Here is a 19,654-nt window from a genome sequence, read left to right as displayed (position 1 = left end):
GCGGACTAGGTTGGAGGGCATGACCACCGAGGCCCAGGAGCAGGACGCGCCGCTCGTCGCCGTCGCGTCCGCCGACGCCGTACTGCGGCACCCCGAAGCGGGCGAGCACCTGCTCACCGAGATCGAGCGGGCCCGCGCCGCGCGCTTCCGGCAGGAGTCCGGGCGGACCGACTTCGTCGCCGGGCACGTGCTGGTCCGGCTCTGCGCCGCCCGACTGCTCGGCGTCCCGGTCGCCGGGCTGGTGCTCGCCCAGGAGTGCCCGGACTGCGGCCTCGCCGACCACGGCAAGCCCTACCTGCCCGACCACCCCGGGGTGGAGGTCAGCCTGTCGCACACCCGCGGCGTGGTCGCGGCCGGCGCGGGCCGTCGCCCGATCGGCGTGGACGTCGAGCTGGCCGGCCGGGGCGGCTCGCTGCGCGCCGTGGCCCGCCGGGTGCTCACCCCCGCCGAGCTGGCCCTGGTCGAGGCGGCCCCGGAGCCGGACCGGGCGTTCCTGCGGCAGTGGGTGCGCAAGGAGTCGCTGATCAAGATCGGGCGGGTCACCCTGGACACCCTCGGGCAGGTCGACCTCTCCGCCCTGCCGCTGGACGTCCCGCCCGGCGCCCCGCTGCACAGCCGCTTCGAGGACCTCCACCTGCTCGACTGGACCGACCCCGGGCAGGGCACCGCCGTCGCGGCCGTCAGCACCGCCCCGCCGCGGATCGTGGAGCTGGTCCCGGCGGGCTGAGCGGGGCACCGGGCCGGGCACCCGAGCGCGGGGCCGGTGGATAAGCGGTGTTAGCGTGCCTGGTCGTGGGCACGCCGAGCGCGCACGCCCGCCGTCCCCCCGCTGCCCACCGGATCAAAGGGTGCCCCGCCATGGCCAAGTTCCTGCTGAGCCTGCACGTCCTCGCGTCGGTCCTGTTCATAGGCCCGGTCGCGGTGGCCGTCAGCATGTTCCCGCGCCGGGCGAAGGCCGCCCTGGCCGGCGGCCCGGACCAGGCCTCGGACGCGGGCGTGCTGCGCGTCCTGCACCGGATCACCCAGGTCTACGCACTGCTCGGCGTCGCGGTGCCGCTGCTGGGCATCGGCGTGGCCCAGGTGATGGACGTGCTCGGCCAGTCCTGGCTGATCGCCTCCATGGTGCTCACCGCGGTCGCCGCGCTCTCCCTGCTGCTCTTCGTGCTGCCCGGCCAGCAGGCCGCCGTGGACGCGCTCGGCCTCGACCCGGCGGACGAGCAGCGCACCAAGGCCGTCAGCGGCCTGCGGCTGCTGCCGATGACCGCCGGGGTGTTCAACCTGCTGTGGGCGGTGGTCGTGGTGCTGATGGTGATCCGCCCCGGCTCGACCACCGGCGCCTGAACCTCCGGCACCCGACCTCCTGATACCCGTACACGCGGCACCCGGCCTCCCGGCCCCCTCCCGCGGACGGGGTCGGTTCGAGTACCGTCCTTGCCCATGACGATCATGGCGGGCATGGGCGGCCCGACAGGGACCGGCGTCGGACCGCTGCTGCGCGGCTGGCGGGAGCGACGGCAACTCAGCCAACTCCAGCTGGCCCTGCGGGCGAACTCCTCGGCCCGACACCTCAGCTTCGTCGAGAACGGCCGCGCCCGGCCGAGCCGGGAGCTGCTGCTGCGCCTGGCCGAACACCTGGACGTCCCGGTGCGCGAACGCAACTCCCTGCTGCTGGCGGCGGGTTACGCCCCGCACTACCCCGAGACACCGCTGGACGCCCCGTCCATGGACGCGCTGCGCGGCGGCGTCGAACGACTGCTCGCCGCGCACGACCCGTACCCGGCCGTGGTCGTCGACGGCACCTTCCGGGTGCTGGCGGCCAACCGCTCGCTCACCCTGCTGCTGGACGGCGTCGCCCCGGAGCTGCTCCGGCCGCCGTTCAACGCCGTCCGGGTCGCCCTGCACCCGGACGGGCTGGCACGGCACATCGTCAACTTCCGGCAGTGGCGGCGGCACCTGCTCTCCCGGCTGGAGGAGCGGCTGGAGCCGGGGATCCACGCGGAACCACTGCGGCAGCTGTACCAGGAGGTCCTCGGCTACCCCGAACCGGAGGAGGAGCCGACCCCGGAAGCCGCCGAGGAGCGGAACCCCTTCGCGCTGCCGCTGCGGGTCCGGCACGACGGGCGGGTGCTCTCCTTCCTGTCGACTGTCACCACCTTCAACACACCACTGGACGTGACCGTCTCCGAACTCGCCCTGGAGACCTTCCTGCCCGCCGATCGGGAGACCGTGCAGCACCTGCAGTCCGTGGTCGGCCCGGACCGGTAGCCCGGACCGGCGGCCCGGAATGGTGGTCCGGAACGGCGGCCCGGCCCGGTGGGTCGGCCCTACCGCCGGGCACCGCTGCGGCGCAGGGCCGCGAGCTGGAGCACCACGAACAGCGCCACGGCGGCGGCCTGCACCGGGACCCAGACCGTGCCGGACGCGGTCGGCGCGAACCGGACGGCGAGCGCGACCAGGCTGAGCAGCACCCACCCGGCGTTGATCCCCGCCACCGCCAGCACCGCGGGCCGCGGCGGGCGGCGGGCGGCCAGCGCGCCGAGCACCAGGCCGTGGCAGGTCAGGAGCAGCCCGAGGACCAGCAGGGTGGGACGACCGACCCCGAGCAGGCCGCCGAGCGGCCCGGCGAAGGCCAGATAGGCCAGGCCGTTGCCCGCGGTGACCACCGCGTCCAGGGCGAGGACCCCGCGGACCGTCCACGGCGAGAACGCCGCAGCGGGCCGGGCGGGGGTGACGGGGTGTGCGTTCGCACGCATGCGGATCGTCTCCTGACCGGGGTGGTGTCCCGGTGGCGCCGACCGCCCGCCCGGGTACCTCCAACCCTGCCGGGCCGGACGGCGCCCGTCGATTACCCCGCGGGTCAAGTGCCCGGCCGCCGCACGGGCGAGGCGCCCGGCCCGGGCGCGCGTCGCTCACCGTGCGCGCGACGGCCGGTCCAGCAGCACCCCGGCCCGCTTCACCGCGCGGGCGGTGATCGTGGTCTCGGCGCGGGTGACCCCCAACGGGCCCAGGGTGTCGGTGAGGAAGCGGTAGAGGCCGCCGTGGTCCGGGCAGAACAGCGTGGCCAGCAGGTTGGTCGGGCCGCTGGTGGCGAAGACGCCGTGCACCTGCGGGTGGCGGGCCAGCTCGGCGCCGACCTCGGCGAGCCGGCCCGGCGGCACGTCCAGCCAGAGGTTGGCGTCCACGGCCATGCCGAGCAGCCGGGGGTCCACGGTGGCGTGGGTTCGCAGCAGGCCGAGCCCGTCCAGCCGGTGCAGTCGGCGCCGTACGGTCGACTCGGGCGCGCCGACCGCCCCGGCCAGCACCGCGTGGGACTGCCGGGCGTCCTCGCCGAGCCGGCCCAGCAGGGCGCGGTCGAGGTCGTCCAGCGGCGGGGGCACGGCGGGGCGCGGGGCGAGCGGCCGGGCGAGCGCGGCGGCCTCCCCGTCGGTCAGCCAACCGGCCCGCCACTGCCCGGCGTCCGCGAAGGCGTGCAGGACGGCGTGGGTGGTGGTCTCGACGACGGCACCGGTCGCGGGCAGCTGCCCGTACAGCAGGCGGTCCCGGCCGTGGGCGTCGCCCAGCATCACGGCGCCGACCTCGTGGCCGCCGAGCATCACGTCGACGAAGGGCACGTCCGAGCGGTCGGCCAGCGCCCGGGCGAGGGCGTCCACCCGGCCGCGCAGCACCCGGACCCGCAGCAGCAGCGCGCCCACGGCGGCGTCCTCGACGTCCGGCAGCCGCACCACTCGGAGCACTCCGGCCTCGCGCATCCGGCCCAGCCGGCGGGTGACCGTCCGGGCGGAGACGCCCAGCACCTCGGCGATCCGGCCGGGCTCGGCCCGTCCGTCCACCTGGAGGGCGCAGACCAGGCGGCGGTCCAGGGTGTCCAGCACGGTGTCCGGATCCGTCGTTTCGAGGTCCATGGTGTCCGACCTCCGTCGTTCTGGGCTGCTCGTACGTCCTGTTCGGCAGCCCTGACGGTACTCCTTGTCCTGCCCGGCCGGAACGCGGCGGGAACGCACCGGACCGGGGCGGAGCAGGGCGGAACCGAGGAGGCAGGACATGGACGGACAGGGACAGGTCGCGGAGCTGTGGGCGCTGACGGAGGCCGTGGAGGCGGCGGTGCGCGAGGTCGGCGCGGGGCTGGCGGCGGCCCGGCCGGTCGAGCCGACCCCGGGGCGGACGGTCGAGGAGGCGATGGCCCGGTTCGCCGAGCTGGACGGCCCGGCCGCCGCCGAGCTGCGCGAGCGGCTCACCGCGCTGCGCCCGCAGGCCGGGTGGGTGCCGGAGGAACTGGACGGCTCGGTGCCCGCCGAGGGCGAGTGGTGGGTCTGTGACGCGACCGACGGCGCGGTGCAGTACCTGCTCGGGCAGCCGCACTGGGCGGTGACGGCCACGCTGGTGCGCGACGGCGCGGCGGTGCTGGCCGTGGTGCACGCCCCGGAGCTGTTCGGCGCGGGCCGGACCTACCGGGCGGTGCTGGGCGGCGGCGCCCAGTTGGACGGGCGGCCGATCGCGCCGCTGGAGCGCGAGCTGGCGGCCACCGTCGCCGCCACCAGCCAGCCGCCGCTGGTGGCCGCCGACCCGGTGGCGCTGCGCCGGGCCGGCGAGTCGCTGTCCGCGATGGCGGGCGCGGTGCTCGCGGTGCGCAACCTCGGCCCGACCGCGCTCCAGGTGGCGCAGGTCGGCTCCGGGCACCTGGCGCTGTTCTGGCAGTACGGGCAGGACGCGGGCAACCTGCTGCCGGGCGCCCTGGTGGCGAGCGAGGCGGGCGCGACGGTGACGGACACCGCCGGGTCGGCCTGGACGGCCGGCTCGGACGGCTTCCTCACCGCCGCGCCCGGACTGCACGCGGACGCGGTGGGGGTGCTGCGCGCGGTCGGGTGAGGCCTGGGGTGGGACCTGGGCGAGGTCTCGGGCGAGCTCTCGGGTGAGGCCTCGGGTGAGGCCTCACGGGTGAAGCCTCGGGTGAGGCCTCAGGTGAGACCGAACAGCGCGGCCGCGTTGTCGTGGCAGACCGCCCGCAGCCACTCCTCCCCCAACCCCAGTCCGGCCAGCGCCTCCAGCTGGTGGACGTACCGGTACGGGATGTTGGGGAAGTCGCTGCCGAGTAGGACGCGCTCCCGGAGCCCGCGCAGGCGCGGCAGTTCGTCGCGCGGGAAGGGCACGTCGGCCTCGGCGAAGTCGGTGAACGCGATGGTGGTGTCCAGCCGGACGGCCGGGTGGCGCTCGGCCAGGTCGAGGAAGTCGCGGTACTCGGGCATGCCGAGGTGGGCGACCACCAGGACCAGGCCCGGGTGCCGGTCCAGCACCGCGCCGATCGGGCCGGGACCGGTGAACTTGCCCGGCACCGGCCCGGATCCGCAGTGGGTGACCACCGGGGTGCCGGTGTCGGCGAGCAGCCCCCAGACCTCGTCCAGCCGGTCGTCCGTCGGGTCGTAGCCGCCGACCTGGAGGTGCGCCTTGAACACCCGGGCGCCGTCCTCGATCGCGCGGGCCACGTAACCGGCCGCCCCGGGTTCGGGGAAGAAGGTCGCGGTGTGCAGGCACTCCGGGGTGCGGGCCGCGAACTCGGCGGCCCAGGCGTTCAACCAGCCGGCCATGCCCGGCTTGTGCGGGTACAGCATGGACGTGAACGCCCGGACGCCGAAGTCCCGCAGCCGCCGGACCCGCTGCTCCTCGGCCTCGCGGTAGGTGATCGGCCAGGGGCGGTTCACCAGCGGACCGGCCGCGTCGAAGTACGCCCAGACCTTGTCGAGGACGTTCTTCGGCATGAAGTGGGTGTGCACGTCGATCAGCCCGGGCAGGCCCAGACCCTGCCAGAACTCCCGTACGCCTGCGGACTCCTGATCGTTCGCGGGGTCGTGCTCCCGATCGTTCACGCGGGCACCGGGCGGGCGCGGTCGATGATCGCGGCGGTGTCGACGCCGGACGGCAGGGTGCCGAAGGCGGCGCCGTGGTCGCCGCCGAGCCGGCTCGCGCAGAAGGCGTCGGCCACCGCCGGGCTGCCGTACCGGACCAGCAGCGAACCCTGGAGGGCCAGCGCCATCGACTCCACCAGCCGCCGGGTGCGGTACTCCAGGTCGGTCGGATCACTGAACTGCTTGCGCAGTCCGGCGACGGCGGCGTCCAGCCGGCGGTCCGCCCCGGCCGCCGCGTCGAGCTCGCCCATGAAGGCCTCGATCGTCTCCGGCCGCTTGGCCATGGCCCGCAGCGCGTCCAGGGCGGCGACGTTGCCGGAGCCCTCCCAGATCGACACCAGCGGCGCCTCACGGTAGAGCCGGGGCATCCCGGACTCCTCGACGTAGCCGTTGCCGCCCAGGCACTCCAGCGCCTCGGCGGAGTGCGCCGGACCGCGCTTGCAGACCCAGTACTTGGCCACCGCCAGGCCCAAGCGCCGCACCAGCGCCTCGTTCCCGTCCCCGGCGAGGGTGAGGTCCGTCGCGTGGGCCAGCCGCATCGCGACGGCCGTGGCCGCCTCGGACTCCACCACCAGGTCGGCCAGCACGTTGCGCATCAGCGGCTGGTCGACCAGCGCCTTGCCGAACGCCCGCCGGTGCAGGGCGTGGTGGACCGCCCGGGTGGCGCCGTAGCGCATCCCGGCGGCGGCGCCGATCGTGCAGTCCAGGCGGGTCATGTTGACCATCTCGATGATGGTCGGCACGCCCCGGCCCTCCTCGCCGACCAGCAGGCCGACCGCGCCGTCGTACTCCAGCTCGGCGGAGGCGTTGGACTTGTTGCCGAGCTTGTCCTTGAGCCGCATCAGGTGCAACCGGTTGCGGCTGCCGTCCGGGAGGACGCGCGGCAGCACGAAGCAGCTGAGCCCGCCGGGGGCCTGGGCGAGGGTCAGGAAGAGGTCGGACATCGGCGCCGAGGTGAACCACTTGTGCCCGGTGAGCCGGTAGCTGCCGTCGGACTGCGGGACGGCGGTGGTGGTGTTGGTGCGGACGTCCGAGCCGCCCTGCTTCTCCGTCATCGACATGCCGGCGATCAGCCCGCGCTTGGTGCGCGGCTCGCGCAGCCCGTAGTCGTACTCGGTGGCGGCCAGCAGCGGCTCCAACTCGGCGGCCAGGGACGGGTTCTGGCGCAGGGCCGGGACGGCGGCGTAGGTCATCGAGATCGGGCAGGTGTGACCGGCCTCGACCTGGCTCCAGACGAAGAACTTGGCGGCGCGGGCGGAGTGGGCGCCGGGCCGGTCGTCCCGCCAGGGCGCGGCGTGCAGGCCGTAGGACACGGCGGTGCGCATCAGCTCGTGCCAGGACGGGTGGAACTCGACCTCGTCGATCCGGTGGCCGAAGCGGTCGTGGGTGCGCAGCACCGGCGGGTTCTCGTTGGCCAGCCGGCCCCAGTCGGCGGCCTGCTCGGAACCCGCCAGGCGGCCGAGGTCGCGCAGCTCGGGCTCGGCCCAGCCGGCGCCGGCCCGGTGCAGGGCGGCGAGCAGGGTCGGATCGGCGGCGGTGTCGTGTCCGTACGGCAGGGGCACCTGGTTGGTGACCTCATGCGTCGCTGTCATCGCGTCCTCCCAGGGCACGCAGGGTGAAGGAGACCAGGGCGGGGACCACCTCGGCGGTGGCCCGCTGGGGGTCGGAGTGGGGCCGGGGGTCGGAGTGGGGCTGGGGGCCGGAGGGCTGAGGGTCGTAAGGCTGGGCGTCGGGGGGCTGGGGGCCCGAGGGCTGGGCCGCGAGCGGGCCGGCCAGGGCCTCGCCGACCGCGCCGACCAGGGCGGCGGCGGTCAGCACCGGGTCCTGCTCGGGGAGTTCGCCGGCCGCCACGGCAGCGGCGATCTCGGTGGCGATCACGTCCCGGAACGCCCGCCGGAACACCAGACGCTCGCCGTCCACCACCGTGTCGGCGGGCTCGACCAGCAGCGCGTACGCCAGTCGGGGGGCCCGCAGGGCGCGGGTGGCGAAGGTCTCGACCACGGCGGCGATCCGCTGCCGCGGGGTGTCCCGCAGCGCGACGGCGGCGTTCACCGCGGCCATCTCGCGGGTGACCACCCGGCGGAACAACTGCACCGACAGCTCGGCCTTGTTGGCGAAGTGCTGGTAGAGGCTGCCGGTGGCGATCCCGGCGCGGTCCGCCACCGCGGCCATGGTGCAGCCGCCGTAACCGCGCTCGGCGAGCAGGCCGACCGCCGACTGCAGCACCGCCTCGCGCTGGGCGTCCAGGCGGGCTTGGACGGCGGGGGTGCGTCGGTAGGCCATGGAAGCATTGAAGCACCGATTCACTGCTTCGGGGAGGGGGGACGGAGAGGGGAGGGAGCGGGGAGGGAGCGGGAAGGGGCGAGCAGACGGGATACGGAGACGGAGACGGCAGCGGGAACGACGGGAGGCCGCCCCGGGTGGGGCGGCCTCCTGGTTCTGCTCCTGGTTCTGCTTCCTGGCTACGCAGCGCTACAGCGGGCGGCGCTCCTGCTCCAGGCGCTGGCCCTCGACGTCCAGCGGGCCGAACGGCGCCCCCGGCTGGGGCGACTTGGCGAGCGAGCGGGCGGCGGCCTGGTCGCCCAGACCGGCCCACTCCAGCACCTTGGCCGTGGCCTCCGCCGACTGGTCGGCCGGCAGCTTGCCGATGTTGGAGCCGTGGTTGCCGCCGGGCACGACGTAGACGTAGCTGTCGTCACTGCCCCGGCCGAGGTGGAACGGCTTGGCGCCCCACGGGTCGTTGCCGCCGTAGACGAACATCATCCGCTCGCCCTCGCGCTTCACCCAGCGGTCGATGTCGGGCATCGCCTTCGGGTTGAAGACGGTCGGGATCTCCTTCGGCACGTAGGAGCGGGCCGAGTAGAGGTCCTTGTAGTCGTAGTGCAGCTGGTCCTTCAAGTACGAGACGTCGAAGAACGGCGCACCCAGCTCGGTCGCGGCCTGGTAGTAGTACGCGGTGTACTTCGCCAGCGACTGGTCGCTGTTGCCGGTGATGCCCGACTGGGCGTCGTACCACGCGTACAGCTCGTCGTCGGTCGCGGTCGCGGCCACCGGGACCTTCGCGCAGTCCGACTCCAGGCTGTACTGCCAGAACGCCCAGACCACGTCGAGCACGCCGGCCTCGTAGGCGCGGTCCGGGGTGCCGAGGGTGTTGAAGGTGGAACCCGCCGCCTTGTTGTCGGCGATGTAGCGCGCCTCCAGGCGGTCACGGCGCACCAGCAGCTCGCGCTGGGCGGCGTTCAGCTTGGCACGGCACTCCGGGGTGCCGACGTTGCGGAAGAACTCGGTGTACGCCGCGTAGTCGCTGACGTCGGTGTTGTTCGGCGCGACGTACGCGATCGTGCCGGCCACGTCGTCCGGGTAGAAGCGGCGGTAGAAGGTCGACGACATGCCGCCCTTGCTGGCGCCGGTGGAGAGCCACTCCTGGTCGTAGATCCGCTTGAGCGCGGTCACCAGCTTGTGCGAGTCGGCGGCCTGCTGGCGGATGCCCGCCTTGGACCAGTCGGCCGGCTCGGGGCGGGAGGGGGTGAAGTACCGGTACTCGATGGAGACCTGGTTGCCGTCCACCAGCCGAGTCGGCTCGGTGCGGGACGGCGTGGTGCCCAGCGTGTAGCCGTTGGTGTAGAAGACGGTCGGGCGGTCGTAGCCGCGGTGCAGCACGCTGAAACGCTGCTGGAAGGTGCCCAGCCAGGGGCGGAGGTGGTCGATCGGCTGGGTGTAGGTGGCCAGGAAGTAGCGGTGGCCGGTGGTGGTGGGCTTCTCCTCGGTGATCGTCACGCCGGGGATCGCCGCCAGGCGGTCCTTGATGTCGGCGGTCGGGTCGTCGGCGGGGCTCCGGCCGTGCGCGGCACCGGACGCCTCGGCCCCGCGGCCGGTGTCGGCCGAGGCCGGGGCGGCCAGGCCGCCGATCGCGAACATCGGTATCAGCAGGGCGGATACCAGCAGCCTCTTGAACCTGGTGGTCATCAACTCTCCATCTGGTCAACGGACATGACGTGCCTCATCGGCACTACTCTGCGGTGCGGGTGGTGCGGTGGCCGCCCGGAGGACGGCCGAATGGGCCACCCGCCTGGTCGCGGGTGGCCCATCGGGGAAAAGGTGCTGGTCAAGGGGGTCGCTGCGGTTCCTTCGACGGCCCGGAGGCCCGGAGGCCCGGTGGGTCGGCCCGCCCGCCGAGGGGGTGCGGTGCGGGCGGGCCGGGGCACGCGGGCCGGGCCGGGGCTTACGGGCAGGGCTTACGGGCAGGGCTTGCGAGCGGTCCTACCGGCAGGGCCTACGGGCGGGGCAGGGTGCAGCCGGCCAGGGTGAGGTCGAGGCGGTTGCCGGGTGCGAAGCAGGCCGGGATGCCGTAGGTCTCCTGGGCGTAGCCGATGCCCTGGTGCACCGTGACCGCGCCCGACTCGTCGACCTCGCACGGGTTGTCCAGGGTGCAGGACTCGCCGCTCTCGTTGATCGTGTTGTTCACGGCGACCAGCAGACCGGTCGAGGCGTCGACCACCGGCGAGCCCGAGGTGCCGCCGATCACGTTGCAGCCCGAGGTGTAGCGGACCGAGTCCTTGAACGTCCAGTCGGCCTCGTTCAACTGGTAGGCGAAGCCGTCGATCGAGCAGGAGTAGATCTTCTTCCAGTAACCGGAGACGACCCGGATGTCCGCGCCCTGGTTGGGGTGGGTGTCGGCGATCGTCAGCGGGGAGATCCCGTACTTCGACTTGATCGAGGCGTAGGTGGTGTTCAGCTGGTAGATCGACACATCGGTGTCGGTCATCGCGCCGTAGACCACCTTGGTCGCGCGCAGGGTGGCGAGGCGGCCGCCGGTCGAGTTGAGCAGGGTGAAGGTCCGGCTGGAGGGCTGGTTGAGGACGACCTCGCCGGGGCCGGGCATACCGGACTCCAGGCAGTGGCCGTTGGAGAGCACCAGGGCCGGGTCGGTCGCGGCCGAGCCGGGCATCCGCACCAGGGAGCCGGAGCAGTTGCTGAGCGCGACCGTCCCGGCGAAGCTGACGGCGGCCGGCTTGGCCGCCGGGGCGGAGCCCTCGGCCTGGGCGGCGGCCTCCGTCAGGGCAGTGACCTGCGCCGGGGCGGCGGCCTGCGCCGGGGCGGCACCGCCGAGGGCGGTGGCTCCCGCGACCAGGAGCGTGGCGAGCATGCCTATGAGCGGCTTCTTCATGAGAGACCTCTCGGTGTGGGGGTCCCCCAAAGCTGTCGCGGACATGACTTACTGTCAAGAGTCAAAACCAGACCAAGAGAACACCCCTGGTCATGGAATCGACCGCCCGACGCCCGGGCGGGTGCTCGGCCCGGCGCTCAGGGCCCTGCCGCGGTCAACTCCCCTGCCAGTGCCGCCGGCCGAGGCTGATCAGGCGCAGCTGCGAGCGCGCCGTGGCGGCGATCCGCTGCTCGCGGGCGGGGTCCGCCTCCTGGGCCTCCAGGAAGGCGGAGGCCGTCGACACCATGTGGTCGACGTAGAGCTCGGCCAGCATCCGCAGATCCTGCTCGCTCCAGCCCGCCGAGACCGGCTGGAGCGCCAGGGCGGAGCCCACCTCGGCGGCGAATCGGCCCAGTTCGGCGTCGATCGCCTCGCGCACCTGCCGGACCCCGCCGTGCCGCTCGCGCGACAGGAAGCGCACGTGCGGCCGGTGTTCGCGCACGTGCCGCTGGATGACGTCCACCGCCCGGTCGATCAGCTCCTCGGCGCCGCCGGCCTCGGCGAGCACCGAGCGGATCATGACGTGCAGGCTGGCCAGCGACTCCTCGACCAGGGCGACGCCGAGGGCGGCGAGGTCCGGGAAGTGCCGGTAGAAGGCGGCCGGGGACAGCCCCGCCTCCCGGGTGACCTCGCGGACGCCCAGGCTCGCCAGGTTCTGATCGGCCAGCAGGTGCAGGCCGGCGTCCAGCAAGGCCCGCCGACTCTGCTGCTTCTGGGCCTGTCTGGCCCCCACGGTGTGATTCACGCCATTCAGTAAACAGTCGTTTGCCGAACTTGGCCAGCCGGGCGTACAGTGGGCCTCGAAGTCAGTGAACACTTGTCAACCGAAATCGGCGCGGCAGCAGCCGCATCCGCAGCCGAAGGAGCCAGCCGTGATCCTGTTCTCCGCACTGGTCGCCATGGGAGTCCTGATCGGCACCGCCGCCCACCTCCCCCTCCCGGTGTTCCTCGCCGCCTCCGCCGCCATCTCCGCCTGGCTGCTCGCTTTCGGCGCCCGCGAAGGCGTCGCCCGCCTGCGGCACCGCTGAGCCCGCCGCACCGTCCACTCCCGTCGACCGCCGAGAGGACCGCCACCGCCATGAGCACCGTCACCGACCACGCCGTCACCAGCCGCGCCGCCATCAGCCGCGCCGTCACCGGCAACGCCGTCACCAGCCGCGCCGCCACCAGCCGTAACAGCGCCGGCCGTACCGCCGCCGTCCGCAACAGCGCCGAGCGCGCCGCCGACGAGCGTCAGGGCACCGCCGAGGCCGACAACCTGGCCGTCGCCTCCTTCCTGCTCGGCCTCCCGGGCCTGCTGCTCTTCAACCTCGTGCTGGGCCCGATCGCCATCACCCTGGCCACCCTGGCCCTGGTCCGCGGCACCAGCCGCCGCGGCCGCGCCTTCCTCGGCCTGGCCCTCGGCATCGCCTCGCTGGCCATCCTCGCCGTCACCACCGCCACCTCCCACGGTGTGCTCATCGACCTCGGCTCCTGACCGGGCTTCAACTCCCGGGCGCCCCGGGCCGAACAGTCGATCATGTCAACCCTGCCCACGACCCCCGCCCGCCACGTAGGGTGGCCACATCGGCCGGGTGACCACAGGGGGCAGGAGTGAGTACCGAGATCCGCAGCGACGCACAGCCGAGGCCCACCGGGGCGGGCGGGGGCGGGCGGCTGCTCGCGGTGAGCGACCTGCACATCTCCTACCGGGAGAACCGCGACCTGGTGGAGAAGCTCCGGCCCACCCACCCCGACGACTGGCTGCTCGTCGCCGGTGACGTCGCCGAACTCACCACCAGCATCGAGTGGGCGCTCGGCCTGCTCGCCGACCGCTTCGCCCGCGTGGTGTGGGCCCCCGGCAACCACGAGCTGTGGACCCACCCCGAGGACCCGGTCCAGCTCCGCGGCGTGGCCCGCTACAACCACCTGGTGGAACTGTGCCGCGCCCTCGGCGTCGTCACCCCCGAGGACCCGTACCCGCTCTGGCACGGCCCCGCCGGCCCGGTGCGGATCGCCCCGCTCTTCCTCCTGTACGACTACACCTTCCGTGCCCCGGGGACGACCACCAAGGAGGAGTCCCTGGCAGCCGCGTACGAGAGCGGCATCGTCTGCGCGGACGAGCGGATGCTCCACCCGGACCCGTTCCCGGACCGCGACTCCTGGTGCCGCGAGCGCGTCCGGCTGACCGAGCAGCGGCTCGCGGCCTGCGACCCGGACGTCCCGCTGGTCCTGGTCAACCACTACCCGCTGGTGCGCCACCCCACCGAAGTCCTCTGGTACCCCGAGTTCGCCCAGTGGTGCGGCACCGAGCTGACCGCCGACTGGCACCGCCGTTTCAACACCGCGGCGATGATCTACGGGCATCTGCACATTCCGCGCAAGACCTCCTACGACGGCGTCCCGTTCGAGGAGGTCTCGCTCGGCTACCCGCGCGAGTGGCGCAAGCGCGGGCTGCCGGAGCCGCTGCTGCGGGAGGTGTTCCCGCAGGTCACGGTGAGCTGATCCGCCGGCCGGCTGATCCACCGACCCGCCGACTCGCTGATCTGCCGACCCGCCGAACCTCGGGACCTCGGGGAGGCCCTCTGCGAGGGGGCCTCCCCCGCTCCCGTAGCCCCTCCTGCTCGACCGCTCCCTCCTACTCCGCCGCGATCGCCCGTAGCACGTCCAGCCGCGCGGCCCGCCGGGCGGGGCGGAGCCCGGCCACCGCTCCCGCGAGCAGCCCGGCCGCCAGGACCACGGCCAGTTGCCCGCCCGGGAGCGCGAACGACCCCGTCCCCGCGCTGTCCGAGGCCTTCACCAGCGCCCAGCCGAGGAAGACCCCGAGCCCCAGGCCGCCCACCGTCCCGAAGGCCGCCACCAGCACGGACTCCCAGCGGACCATCGCGCGCAGCTGCGCCCTGGTCTGGCCCACCGCCCTCAGCAGCCCCAGCTCCCTGGTCCGCTCGTGCACCGCCAGCGTGAGGGTGTTGGCGATGCCGAGCAGGGCTATCAGGACGGCCAGCGCCAGCAGCGCGTAGACCACCGAGAGCATCATGTCGACCCCGGAGGCCGCGCTCTTCGCGTACTCCGCCCGGTCCTGCACCTGCGGACTGCCGTAGGGCACCAGCGCCTTGACCACCGCCGCCTTTCCGGCGGCCAACGAAACGCCGTCGCGCAGCCCGATCGCGACCATGGTGTCGGCGTCCTGCCCCCGGTGCGGGGCCCAGGCCTGCCTGGTCATCAGGTAGTCACCGGCCAGCCCGCCGCCCTCGTACAGGGCGCGGATGGTGAACGGCCCGCTCGCTCCGTCGGTGAAGCCCACGGTGACGGACTGTCCGAGCCGCCAGCCGTGCTGCTGCGCCTCGCTGCGGGAGACGGCGAGGCCGTCCGTGCCGAGCGCGGCGAGCGAGCCGTCCACCCGGCCGAGGTCGACGATGCCGGGCAGCCGGGCCGGGTCGGTGACGTCCAGGGTGCGGCCGTGTCCGTCGATCCGGGCGACGCCGCGACCGAGCCCGACCGTCTGCCGCACCTCGGGCAGCGCGGCCAGGGCGTCCGCCGCCTTGGGGCTGATCCCGCTGCCGCCCGCCCCGAAGGAGGCGGTGGTGACGGCGAGGTCGCCCGCGAAGGACTTGTCCACCGTGTCGTCCAGGGTGGCCCTGATCGAGGCGCCGAAGACGGTGAACAGCGTGACCACCGCGACGCCGATCATCAGCGCGCTCGCCGTGGCCGCCGTCCGGCGCGGGTTGCGGGCCGCGTTGCGCCGGGCCAGCAGTCCGGAGACCCCGCGCAGCCCGGGCAGCGGTGCGCCCAGCGTGCGGACCGCGACGGCCGCGGCGACCGGCCCGAGCACCACCGTGCCGGCCAGCACCGCCAGCGCCCCGCCCGCCGTCAGCAGGACCGACGGGCCGTCGGTGGCACCGAGGGCGGCGACCGGTACGCCGCCCGCCAGCAGCAGGCCCCCGAGCACCACCCGGACGAGCCCCGCCCGGCCCCGGGCCGCCCCGTCGACCGCCGTCTCCCGCAGGGCCGCCAGCGGCGCCGTCCGGCCGGCCCGGACGGCCGGCAGCAGCGCCGAACCGACCGCCACCAGCGTGCCGACCAGCAGCGGCAGCACCACGGCGGCGGTGCTGATCACCATGTCGCCGGTCGGCAGGGCGAAGCCGAGCACCGAGAACAGCGCCTTGAGGCCGGCCGCGACCCCGATCCCCCCGAGCAGCCCGCCGAGCGAGGCCAGCAGACCGACCAGGGACGCCTCCGCGAGCGTCGCCCCGAGCACCTGGCCGCGCGCCGCGCCGAGTGCCCGCAGCAGCGCGTTCTCCCTGGTCCGCTGGGCGACCACGATGGCGAAGGTGTTGTGGATGGTGAACGTCGCCACCAGGAGGGCGATCCCGGCGAACACCAGCAGCAGCGTGGTGAACAGGCTGAGGAACCGCCCGGACACCTGCTGGGTGCTCTCCTGGGTGGCCGCGGCGCCGGTGACCGCCTGGACGCCGGCGGGCAGGTGCGGGCCGATCCGGTCGACCAGCTCCCGCTGGGAGACCCCGCCCGCCGCCCGGACCTGGATCGAGCTGGCCTGCCCCGAGCCCTTGGGCGTGAGGTGCTGCTCGGCGTCGGCGAAGGTCATCGCGGTGAAGGTGCTCGGCCCCATGCCGTCCGCGCTCGCCCCGAAGGTGGCGATGCCGACGACGGTGACGGGCACCGGATCGGGGGTGCGCAGCACGGTGGTCGAGCCGAGGTGCAGCCCGCCCGCTTTGGCCGCGCCCCGGTTGACCACGACCTCGCCCGGCGCGGCCGGTGCCCGGCCCTCGGCCAGCCGGTAGGGGTTCAGCCGGGCGTCGGTGAGCCAGTTGCCCGCCAGGGTGGGCGGGCCCTGGCCGCCGACCGGTTTGCCGTCGCTGCCGATGAGTTGGCCCGCGCCCTGGACGGACGGCTCGGCGGCCGCCACACCGGGCAGCGCGCGCAGCCGGTCGGCGAGCGCGGCGTCGACCGGGGCCCGCACCCCGCCGGGCGCCGCCGGGGAGTCCAGGACGTCGGCGCTGCGGACCACCGCGTCGGTGCCCGCGTTGGCATCGGCGAACAGGGTGTCGAAGTTGGCCCGCAGGGTGTCGCCGAGCACCATCGTGCCGGTCAGGAAGGCGACGCCGAGCAGGATGGACAGCAGGGTGCCGGCCAGCCGGCGCTTGTGGGCGCGCAGCGAGCGCAGGCTGAGCCGGAGGGTGGCGTCGGCCGCGGTCATGACCGCCCCCGTTCGAAGGCCTTCATCCGGTCGAGCACCCGGTCGGCGCTCGGCCGCGCCATCCGGTCCACCAGCCGCCCGTCGGCGAGGAACAGCGCCTCGTCGGCGTGGCCGGCCGCCGTCGGGTCGTGGGTGACCATGACGACGGCCTGCCCCATCTCGTCGACCGCGCGGCGCAGCAGGCCGAGCACCTCGCCGCCGGTGCGGGAGTCGAGGTTGCCGGTCGGCTCGTCGGCGAAGACCACCTGCGGCCGCCCGGCGAGCGCCCGGGCCACCGCGACCCGCTGCTGCTGGCCGCCGGAGAGCTCGCTCGGGCGGTGCCGCAGCCGGTCGCCGAGGCCGACGACCCCGATCAGGGTGTCCAGCCAGGCCTGGTCGGGGGCGGCTCCGGCGAGGTCCAGCGGGAGGGTGATGTTCTCCCGGACGGTGAGCGTGGGCACCAGGTTGAAGGCCTGGAACACGAAGCCGATCCGCTCCCGGCGCAGCAGGGTGAGCCGCCGGTCGTTCAGCGGGCCGAGTTCGGTGTCGCCGATCCAGGCGCTGCCGGCGGTGAGGGTGTCCAGTCCGGCCGCGCAGTGCATCAGGGTGGACTTGCCCGAACCGGACGGCCCCATGATCGCGGTGAACCGCCCGGCCGGGAACTCCACCGTCACGTGGTCCAGCGCCCGGACCTCGGTGCCGCCGACGCCGTAGACCTTCACGGCGTCGGCGACCCGGGCGGCGGTGCCGCGTACGACGTCGAGGGTGGTCACGCGGCGCCACCGCCCCGGGGGACGTCCCGCGTCGGCTCGGTGAGGACCGCCCGCTTGGCGCGGTACTCCTCGGCGTCGATGTCGCCCTCGGCGTAGCGGCGGCCCAGGACGGCGAGCGGGTGCTCCGCGCCGCCCGGGGCGCCGGCCCCGAACCCGCAGGCGCCGCGCCGCCGCCAGACCGTCCGGCGCAGCAGTGCGATCACCAGGACCACCACGGCGATCCAGACCAGGGGCACCAGCAGGATCCAGGGGCCCGGCCCGTGCCAATCCGCCAGTTGCTCCGCCAGCTGCGTGTTCATCACGGTTCATCTCCTCGGTCGGCTCCACGGCCCCGGGTCTTCCCGAGGTGCCTTGAGCGTCCCGCCGAGGGGTCTCATCACGCGTCCTACCAGCAGCGGCAGTTGGGGTACTCCCGGGAGAGTACGGATGCCCCGCGCCACGCCGGGCCGGAAGTAGCCGCACGGAGGCACGCCCGAGGCTCGGAGCACGGAAGCGCGCCCGAGGCCCGGCGCACGGAGGCACGCCCGGGGTCCGCCCCGCCGGCCGCCGGCCGCCGGGCCTCAGCCCAGCCAGCCCGGCCGCACCAGCCCCGACTCGTAGGCCAGTACCACCAGTTGCGCCCGGTCCCGCGCCCCGAGCTTCACCATCGCCCGGCTGACGTGCGTCTTCGCCGTCAGCGGGCTGACCACCAGCCGCCGGGCGATCTCCTCGTTGGACAGCCCCATCCCGACCAGCGCCAGTACCTCGCGCTCCCGCTCGGTCAGCGCCGAGACGTCCGAGAGCCCTTCCGGGGCCGTCTCCGGTCCCTTGGAGCGGGCCGCGAACTCGCCGATCAGCCGCCTGGTCACGCCCGGCGACAGCAGCGCGTCCCCGGCCACCGCGACCCGGATCGCCCGCAGCAGGTCGGCCGGTTCGGTGTCCTTGACCAGGAAGCCCGACGCCCCCGAACGCAGCGCCTCGAAGACGTACTCGTCCAGCTCGAAGGTGGTCAGCACGACCACCCTTACGGAGGACAGCGCCGGATCCCCGGCGATCCTCCGGGTGGCCTCCAGCCCGTCCATCCGGGGCATCCGGACGTCCATCAGCACGACGTCGGGCACCAGTTCGCGGGCGAGCCGCAGCGCCGCCTCGCCGTCGTCCGCCTCGCCGACCACGGTGAGGTCGTCCTGGAGGTCCAGCAGGGCCCGGAAGCCCGCCCGGACCAGCAGTTGGTCATCCGCCAGCAGTACCCGAATCAATCGCTCTCCGCCTTCGGTGTCGGCAGCTCCGCCCGGACCCGGAAGCCGCCGCCGGGCAGCGGCCCCGCCGTGATGGTGCCACCGAACGCGGAGGCGCGTTCCCGCATCCCGACCAGCCCGCTGCCCGACCCGCCGGCGTCCGCGACCACCGCGGGCCCCGGGTCCTCGACCCGGACCACCAGGACGGCGGTGTCCCGCCAGTCCAGCACCACGACCGCCTCCCGGGCCACCGAGTGCCGGATCACGTTGGTCAGCGCTTCCTGGACGATCCGGAAGGCGGTCAGGTCGACGGTGGCGGACAGCGGGCGGCGGACACCGTCCTCGAGCACCTCGACCGTCAGCCCCACCCGGTCGGCCTGCTCGGTGAGTTCGTCCAGCCGCCCCAGCCCCGGGGCTGGCCCGCGCGGCGCCGCGTCGGGCCCGCGCAGCGTGGCGAGCACCTGGCGGACCTCGCCGAGCGCCTCCTTGCTGGTCGACTTGATGGTGACCAGCGCCGTGCGGGCCTCCTCCGGCCGCCGGTCCAGCAGCGCCAGCGCGACCCCGGCCTGGATGTTGATCAGGGACAGGCTGTGAGCCAGGATGTCGTGCAACTCCCGTGCCATCCTGAGCCGTTCCTCGTTGGCCCGGCGCTGCTCCAGCTGCTGCCGGTAGGCCCGGTGGGCGGCGATCCGCTCGCGCCGGAAGCGGATCAGCTCGGCGACCGCCAGCATCAGCAGCAGCCAGGCCAGCAGGCCGAGTTCGACCTGCCAGACGAACCGGGGCTTGGCGGCGCGCTGCCAGTCGTCCGGCAGGACGAAGGACATCAGGACGTGCACCAGGTACACCCCGGCGACCCCCGTCCAGGCCGCCCGGCGGTGTCCGTAGCCGATCGCGAAGCAGCAGGCGATCACCCAGCTCACGAACACCGGGCCGTACGGGTACCCGGCGGCCAGGTACCCGGCGGTGACCACCGACGTCCCCGCCACCGCGGCGACCGGACGGCGGCCGAACACCGCCAGCAGCGCCGGGCCGAGCAGCAACAGCAGGTAGCCGACGGCGTCCAGCGGGGCCCGGCCGTCCTGGTGGCGGGCGGCGAACCCCGACCCGACCACCTGGACCACGGCGGCCGCCACCGCCAGCCGCACCGGCAGGCCCGAGCGGGCCCCCCGCGCCCACGGCGGGCGCCACGGTTCGGGCGGCGCCTCCGGGGAGGGCGGCCCCTGCTCCGGCGGTGGGGAGGTGGGCGGCATCATGCCCGGAAGGCTAGACCCGCACCCGGCCCCGGCGCGTCCTCCACCAGTGGCGTTCGGGCGTACTCCCGCTGGAGTACGCCCGAACCGGTCAGCTCCCTGCCCCGACCGCCCGCGCCCTGCGCCTACCCC

The 19,654-nt window shown here is 74.5% G+C and carries 20 protein-coding genes; 7 read left to right on the top strand and 13 right to left on the bottom strand.

Annotation, left to right across the window (positions count from 1 at the left end; all coding sequences use genetic code 11):
* Positions 1 to 19: 19 nt before the first annotated feature.
* The 3 genes from ACFV8H_RS29960 (at position 20) to ACFV8H_RS29950 (ending at position 2,265) form a co-directional block, all read left to right on the top strand.
* Positions 20 to 727, top strand: coding sequence for a 4'-phosphopantetheinyl transferase family protein (locus tag ACFV8H_RS29960; protein ID WP_380406162.1), 708 nt, complete (start codon positions 20 to 22; stop codon positions 725 to 727).
* 131 nt (positions 728 to 858) lie between these two features.
* On the top strand, positions 859 to 1,341 hold the full coding sequence (locus ACFV8H_RS29955; protein ID WP_375887856.1) for a DUF2269 family protein: 483 nt from the start codon (positions 859 to 861) through the stop codon (positions 1,339 to 1,341).
* A gap of 96 nt (positions 1,342 to 1,437) precedes the next feature.
* Positions 1,438 to 2,265: a helix-turn-helix domain-containing protein gene (locus tag ACFV8H_RS29950; protein ID WP_380406159.1), complete on the top strand. Its 828-nt coding sequence runs from the start codon at positions 1,438 to 1,440 to the stop codon at positions 2,263 to 2,265.
* Positions 2,266 to 2,324: 59 nt separating this feature from the next.
* Here the strand turns inward: ACFV8H_RS29950 and ACFV8H_RS29945 are convergent, their stop codons facing one another.
* Positions 2,325 to 2,753 carry a hypothetical protein gene (locus ACFV8H_RS29945; RefSeq protein ID WP_380406156.1) on the bottom strand — a complete coding sequence of 143 codons (429 nt, stop codon included), beginning with the start codon at positions 2,751 to 2,753 and terminating at the stop codon, positions 2,325 to 2,327.
* Between the two features lie 156 nt (positions 2,754 to 2,909).
* Positions 2,910 to 3,902 carry an Lrp/AsnC family transcriptional regulator gene (locus ACFV8H_RS29940; protein WP_380406153.1) on the bottom strand — a complete coding sequence of 331 codons (993 nt, stop codon included), beginning with the start codon at positions 3,900 to 3,902 and terminating at the stop codon, positions 2,910 to 2,912.
* 139 nt (positions 3,903 to 4,041) lie between these two features.
* Here ACFV8H_RS29940 and ACFV8H_RS29935 point away from each other — a divergent pair, with 139 nt between their 5' ends.
* The gene (locus ACFV8H_RS29935) at positions 4,042 to 4,866 is read left to right on the top strand and encodes an inositol monophosphatase family protein (protein ID WP_380406150.1); all 825 of its coding nucleotides are present in this window, start codon (positions 4,042 to 4,044) and stop codon (positions 4,864 to 4,866) included.
* A gap of 89 nt (positions 4,867 to 4,955) precedes the next feature.
* Here the strand turns inward: ACFV8H_RS29935 and ACFV8H_RS29930 are convergent, their stop codons facing one another.
* The 6 genes from ACFV8H_RS29930 to ACFV8H_RS29905 all read right to left on the bottom strand — a co-directional run bounded on the left by ACFV8H_RS29930 (position 4,956) and on the right by ACFV8H_RS29905 (position 11,851).
* The gene (locus ACFV8H_RS29930; protein WP_380406148.1) at positions 4,956 to 5,861 is read right to left on the bottom strand and encodes an amidohydrolase family protein; all 906 of its coding nucleotides are present in this window, start codon (positions 5,859 to 5,861) and stop codon (positions 4,956 to 4,958) included.
* Complete coding sequence (locus ACFV8H_RS29925) at positions 5,858 to 7,492, bottom strand: acyl-CoA dehydrogenase family protein (RefSeq protein WP_380406145.1); 1,635 nt, start codon at positions 7,490 to 7,492, stop codon at positions 5,858 to 5,860. Before ACFV8H_RS29925 ends, ACFV8H_RS29930 begins: the two co-directional genes overlap by 4 nt.
* On the bottom strand, positions 7,476 to 8,183 hold the full coding sequence (locus ACFV8H_RS29920) for a TetR/AcrR family transcriptional regulator (protein WP_380406142.1): 708 nt from the start codon (positions 8,181 to 8,183) through the stop codon (positions 7,476 to 7,478). The genes ACFV8H_RS29925 and ACFV8H_RS29920 overlap by 17 nt, the downstream gene beginning before the upstream one ends.
* 189 nt (positions 8,184 to 8,372) lie before the next feature.
* Positions 8,373 to 9,866: a S28 family serine protease gene (locus ACFV8H_RS29915; protein WP_380406139.1), complete on the bottom strand. Its 1,494-nt coding sequence runs from the start codon at positions 9,864 to 9,866 to the stop codon at positions 8,373 to 8,375.
* A 307-nt stretch (positions 9,867 to 10,173) separates the two neighbouring features.
* Positions 10,174 to 11,067, bottom strand: a complete 894-nt coding sequence (locus ACFV8H_RS29910; protein ID WP_380406136.1) for a trypsin-like peptidase domain-containing protein — start codon at positions 11,065 to 11,067, stop codon at positions 10,174 to 10,176.
* A 154-nt stretch (positions 11,068 to 11,221) separates the two neighbouring features.
* Complete coding sequence (locus tag ACFV8H_RS29905; protein ID WP_380406134.1) at positions 11,222 to 11,851, bottom strand: TetR family transcriptional regulator; 630 nt, start codon at positions 11,849 to 11,851, stop codon at positions 11,222 to 11,224.
* Between the two features lie 127 nt (positions 11,852 to 11,978).
* On the opposite strand from ACFV8H_RS29905, the gene ACFV8H_RS29900 reads away from it, so the two are divergent.
* The 3 genes from ACFV8H_RS29900 (at position 11,979) to ACFV8H_RS29890 (ending at position 13,590) form a co-directional block, all read left to right on the top strand.
* Positions 11,979 to 12,134, top strand: a complete 156-nt coding sequence (locus ACFV8H_RS29900) for a hypothetical protein (protein WP_375887834.1) — start codon at positions 11,979 to 11,981, stop codon at positions 12,132 to 12,134.
* A gap of 50 nt (positions 12,135 to 12,184) precedes the next feature.
* Positions 12,185 to 12,583: a hypothetical protein gene (locus tag ACFV8H_RS29895; protein WP_380406131.1), complete on the top strand. Its 399-nt coding sequence runs from the start codon at positions 12,185 to 12,187 to the stop codon at positions 12,581 to 12,583.
* 128 nt (positions 12,584 to 12,711) lie between these two features.
* On the top strand, positions 12,712 to 13,590 hold the full coding sequence (locus ACFV8H_RS29890) for a metallophosphoesterase family protein (RefSeq protein ID WP_380406207.1): 879 nt from the start codon (positions 12,712 to 12,714) through the stop codon (positions 13,588 to 13,590).
* A 133-nt stretch (positions 13,591 to 13,723) separates the two neighbouring features.
* Here the strand turns inward: ACFV8H_RS29890 and ACFV8H_RS29885 are convergent, their stop codons facing one another.
* From ACFV8H_RS29885 to ACFV8H_RS29865, 5 genes are all read right to left on the bottom strand, one after another.
* Positions 13,724 to 16,303 carry an FtsX-like permease family protein gene (locus ACFV8H_RS29885; protein ID WP_380406128.1) on the bottom strand — a complete coding sequence of 860 codons (2,580 nt, stop codon included), beginning with the start codon at positions 16,301 to 16,303 and terminating at the stop codon, positions 13,724 to 13,726.
* Entirely contained in the window at positions 16,300 to 17,055 is a 756-nt protein-coding gene (locus ACFV8H_RS29880; protein WP_375887825.1) for an ABC transporter ATP-binding protein, read from the bottom strand. Before ACFV8H_RS29880 ends, ACFV8H_RS29885 begins: the two co-directional genes overlap by 4 nt.
* On the bottom strand, positions 17,052 to 17,354 hold the full coding sequence (locus ACFV8H_RS29875) for an SHOCT domain-containing protein (RefSeq protein WP_380406125.1): 303 nt from the start codon (positions 17,352 to 17,354) through the stop codon (positions 17,052 to 17,054). Before ACFV8H_RS29875 ends, ACFV8H_RS29880 begins: the two co-directional genes overlap by 4 nt.
* A gap of 261 nt (positions 17,355 to 17,615) precedes the next feature.
* Positions 17,616 to 18,293 carry a response regulator transcription factor gene (locus ACFV8H_RS29870; protein WP_360228400.1) on the bottom strand — a complete coding sequence of 226 codons (678 nt, stop codon included), beginning with the start codon at positions 18,291 to 18,293 and terminating at the stop codon, positions 17,616 to 17,618.
* The gene (locus ACFV8H_RS29865; protein WP_380406122.1) at positions 18,290 to 19,525 is read right to left on the bottom strand and encodes a sensor histidine kinase; all 1,236 of its coding nucleotides are present in this window, start codon (positions 19,523 to 19,525) and stop codon (positions 18,290 to 18,292) included. Before ACFV8H_RS29865 ends, ACFV8H_RS29870 begins: the two co-directional genes overlap by 4 nt.
* Positions 19,526 to 19,654 lie beyond the last annotated feature (129 nt).

It is taken from the genome of Kitasatospora sp. NPDC059827, from assembly GCF_042731675.1.
Lineage (GTDB): Bacteria > Actinomycetota > Actinomycetes > Streptomycetales > Streptomycetaceae > Kitasatospora.
The sequence above is the reverse complement of the archived record's forward strand: the minus strand, read 5'-3'. Positions and strand labels throughout refer to the sequence as shown.

What these genes read in the sequence shown, in the direction of transcription:
- ACFV8H_RS29960 (WP_380406162.1), top strand. Translation starts at nt 20, where the DNA reads ATGACCACCGAGGCCCAGGAGCAGGACGCGCCGCTCGTCGCCGTCGCG.
- ACFV8H_RS29955 (WP_375887856.1), top strand. Translation starts at nt 859, where the DNA reads ATGGCCAAGTTCCTGCTGAGCCTGCACGTCCTCGCGTCGGTCCTGTTC.
- ACFV8H_RS29950 (WP_380406159.1), top strand. Translation starts at nt 1,438, where the DNA reads ATGACGATCATGGCGGGCATGGGCGGCCCGACAGGGACCGGCGTCGGA.
- ACFV8H_RS29945 (WP_380406156.1), bottom strand. Translation starts at nt 2,753, where the DNA reads ATGCGTGCGAACGCACACCCCGTCACCCCCGCCCGGCCCGCTGCGGCG.
- ACFV8H_RS29940 (WP_380406153.1), bottom strand. Translation starts at nt 3,902, where the DNA reads ATGGACCTCGAAACGACGGATCCGGACACCGTGCTGGACACCCTGGAC.
- ACFV8H_RS29935 (WP_380406150.1), top strand. Translation starts at nt 4,042, where the DNA reads ATGGACGGACAGGGACAGGTCGCGGAGCTGTGGGCGCTGACGGAGGCC.
- ACFV8H_RS29925 (WP_380406145.1), bottom strand. Translation starts at nt 7,492, where the DNA reads ATGACAGCGACGCATGAGGTCACCAACCAGGTGCCCCTGCCGTACGGA.
- ACFV8H_RS29920 (WP_380406142.1), bottom strand. Translation starts at nt 8,183, where the DNA reads ATGGCCTACCGACGCACCCCCGCCGTCCAAGCCCGCCTGGACGCCCAG.
- ACFV8H_RS29915 (WP_380406139.1), bottom strand. Translation starts at nt 9,866, where the DNA reads ATGACCACCAGGTTCAAGAGGCTGCTGGTATCCGCCCTGCTGATACCG.
- ACFV8H_RS29910 (WP_380406136.1), bottom strand. Translation starts at nt 11,067, where the DNA reads ATGAAGAAGCCGCTCATAGGCATGCTCGCCACGCTCCTGGTCGCGGGA.
- ACFV8H_RS29895 (WP_380406131.1), top strand. Translation starts at nt 12,185, where the DNA reads ATGAGCACCGTCACCGACCACGCCGTCACCAGCCGCGCCGCCATCAGC.
- ACFV8H_RS29885 (WP_380406128.1), bottom strand. Translation starts at nt 16,303, where the DNA reads ATGACCGCGGCCGACGCCACCCTCCGGCTCAGCCTGCGCTCGCTGCGC.
- ACFV8H_RS29875 (WP_380406125.1), bottom strand. Translation starts at nt 17,354, where the DNA reads ATGAACACGCAGCTGGCGGAGCAACTGGCGGATTGGCACGGGCCGGGC.
- ACFV8H_RS29865 (WP_380406122.1), bottom strand. Translation starts at nt 19,525, where the DNA reads ATGATGCCGCCCACCTCCCCACCGCCGGAGCAGGGGCCGCCCTCCCCG.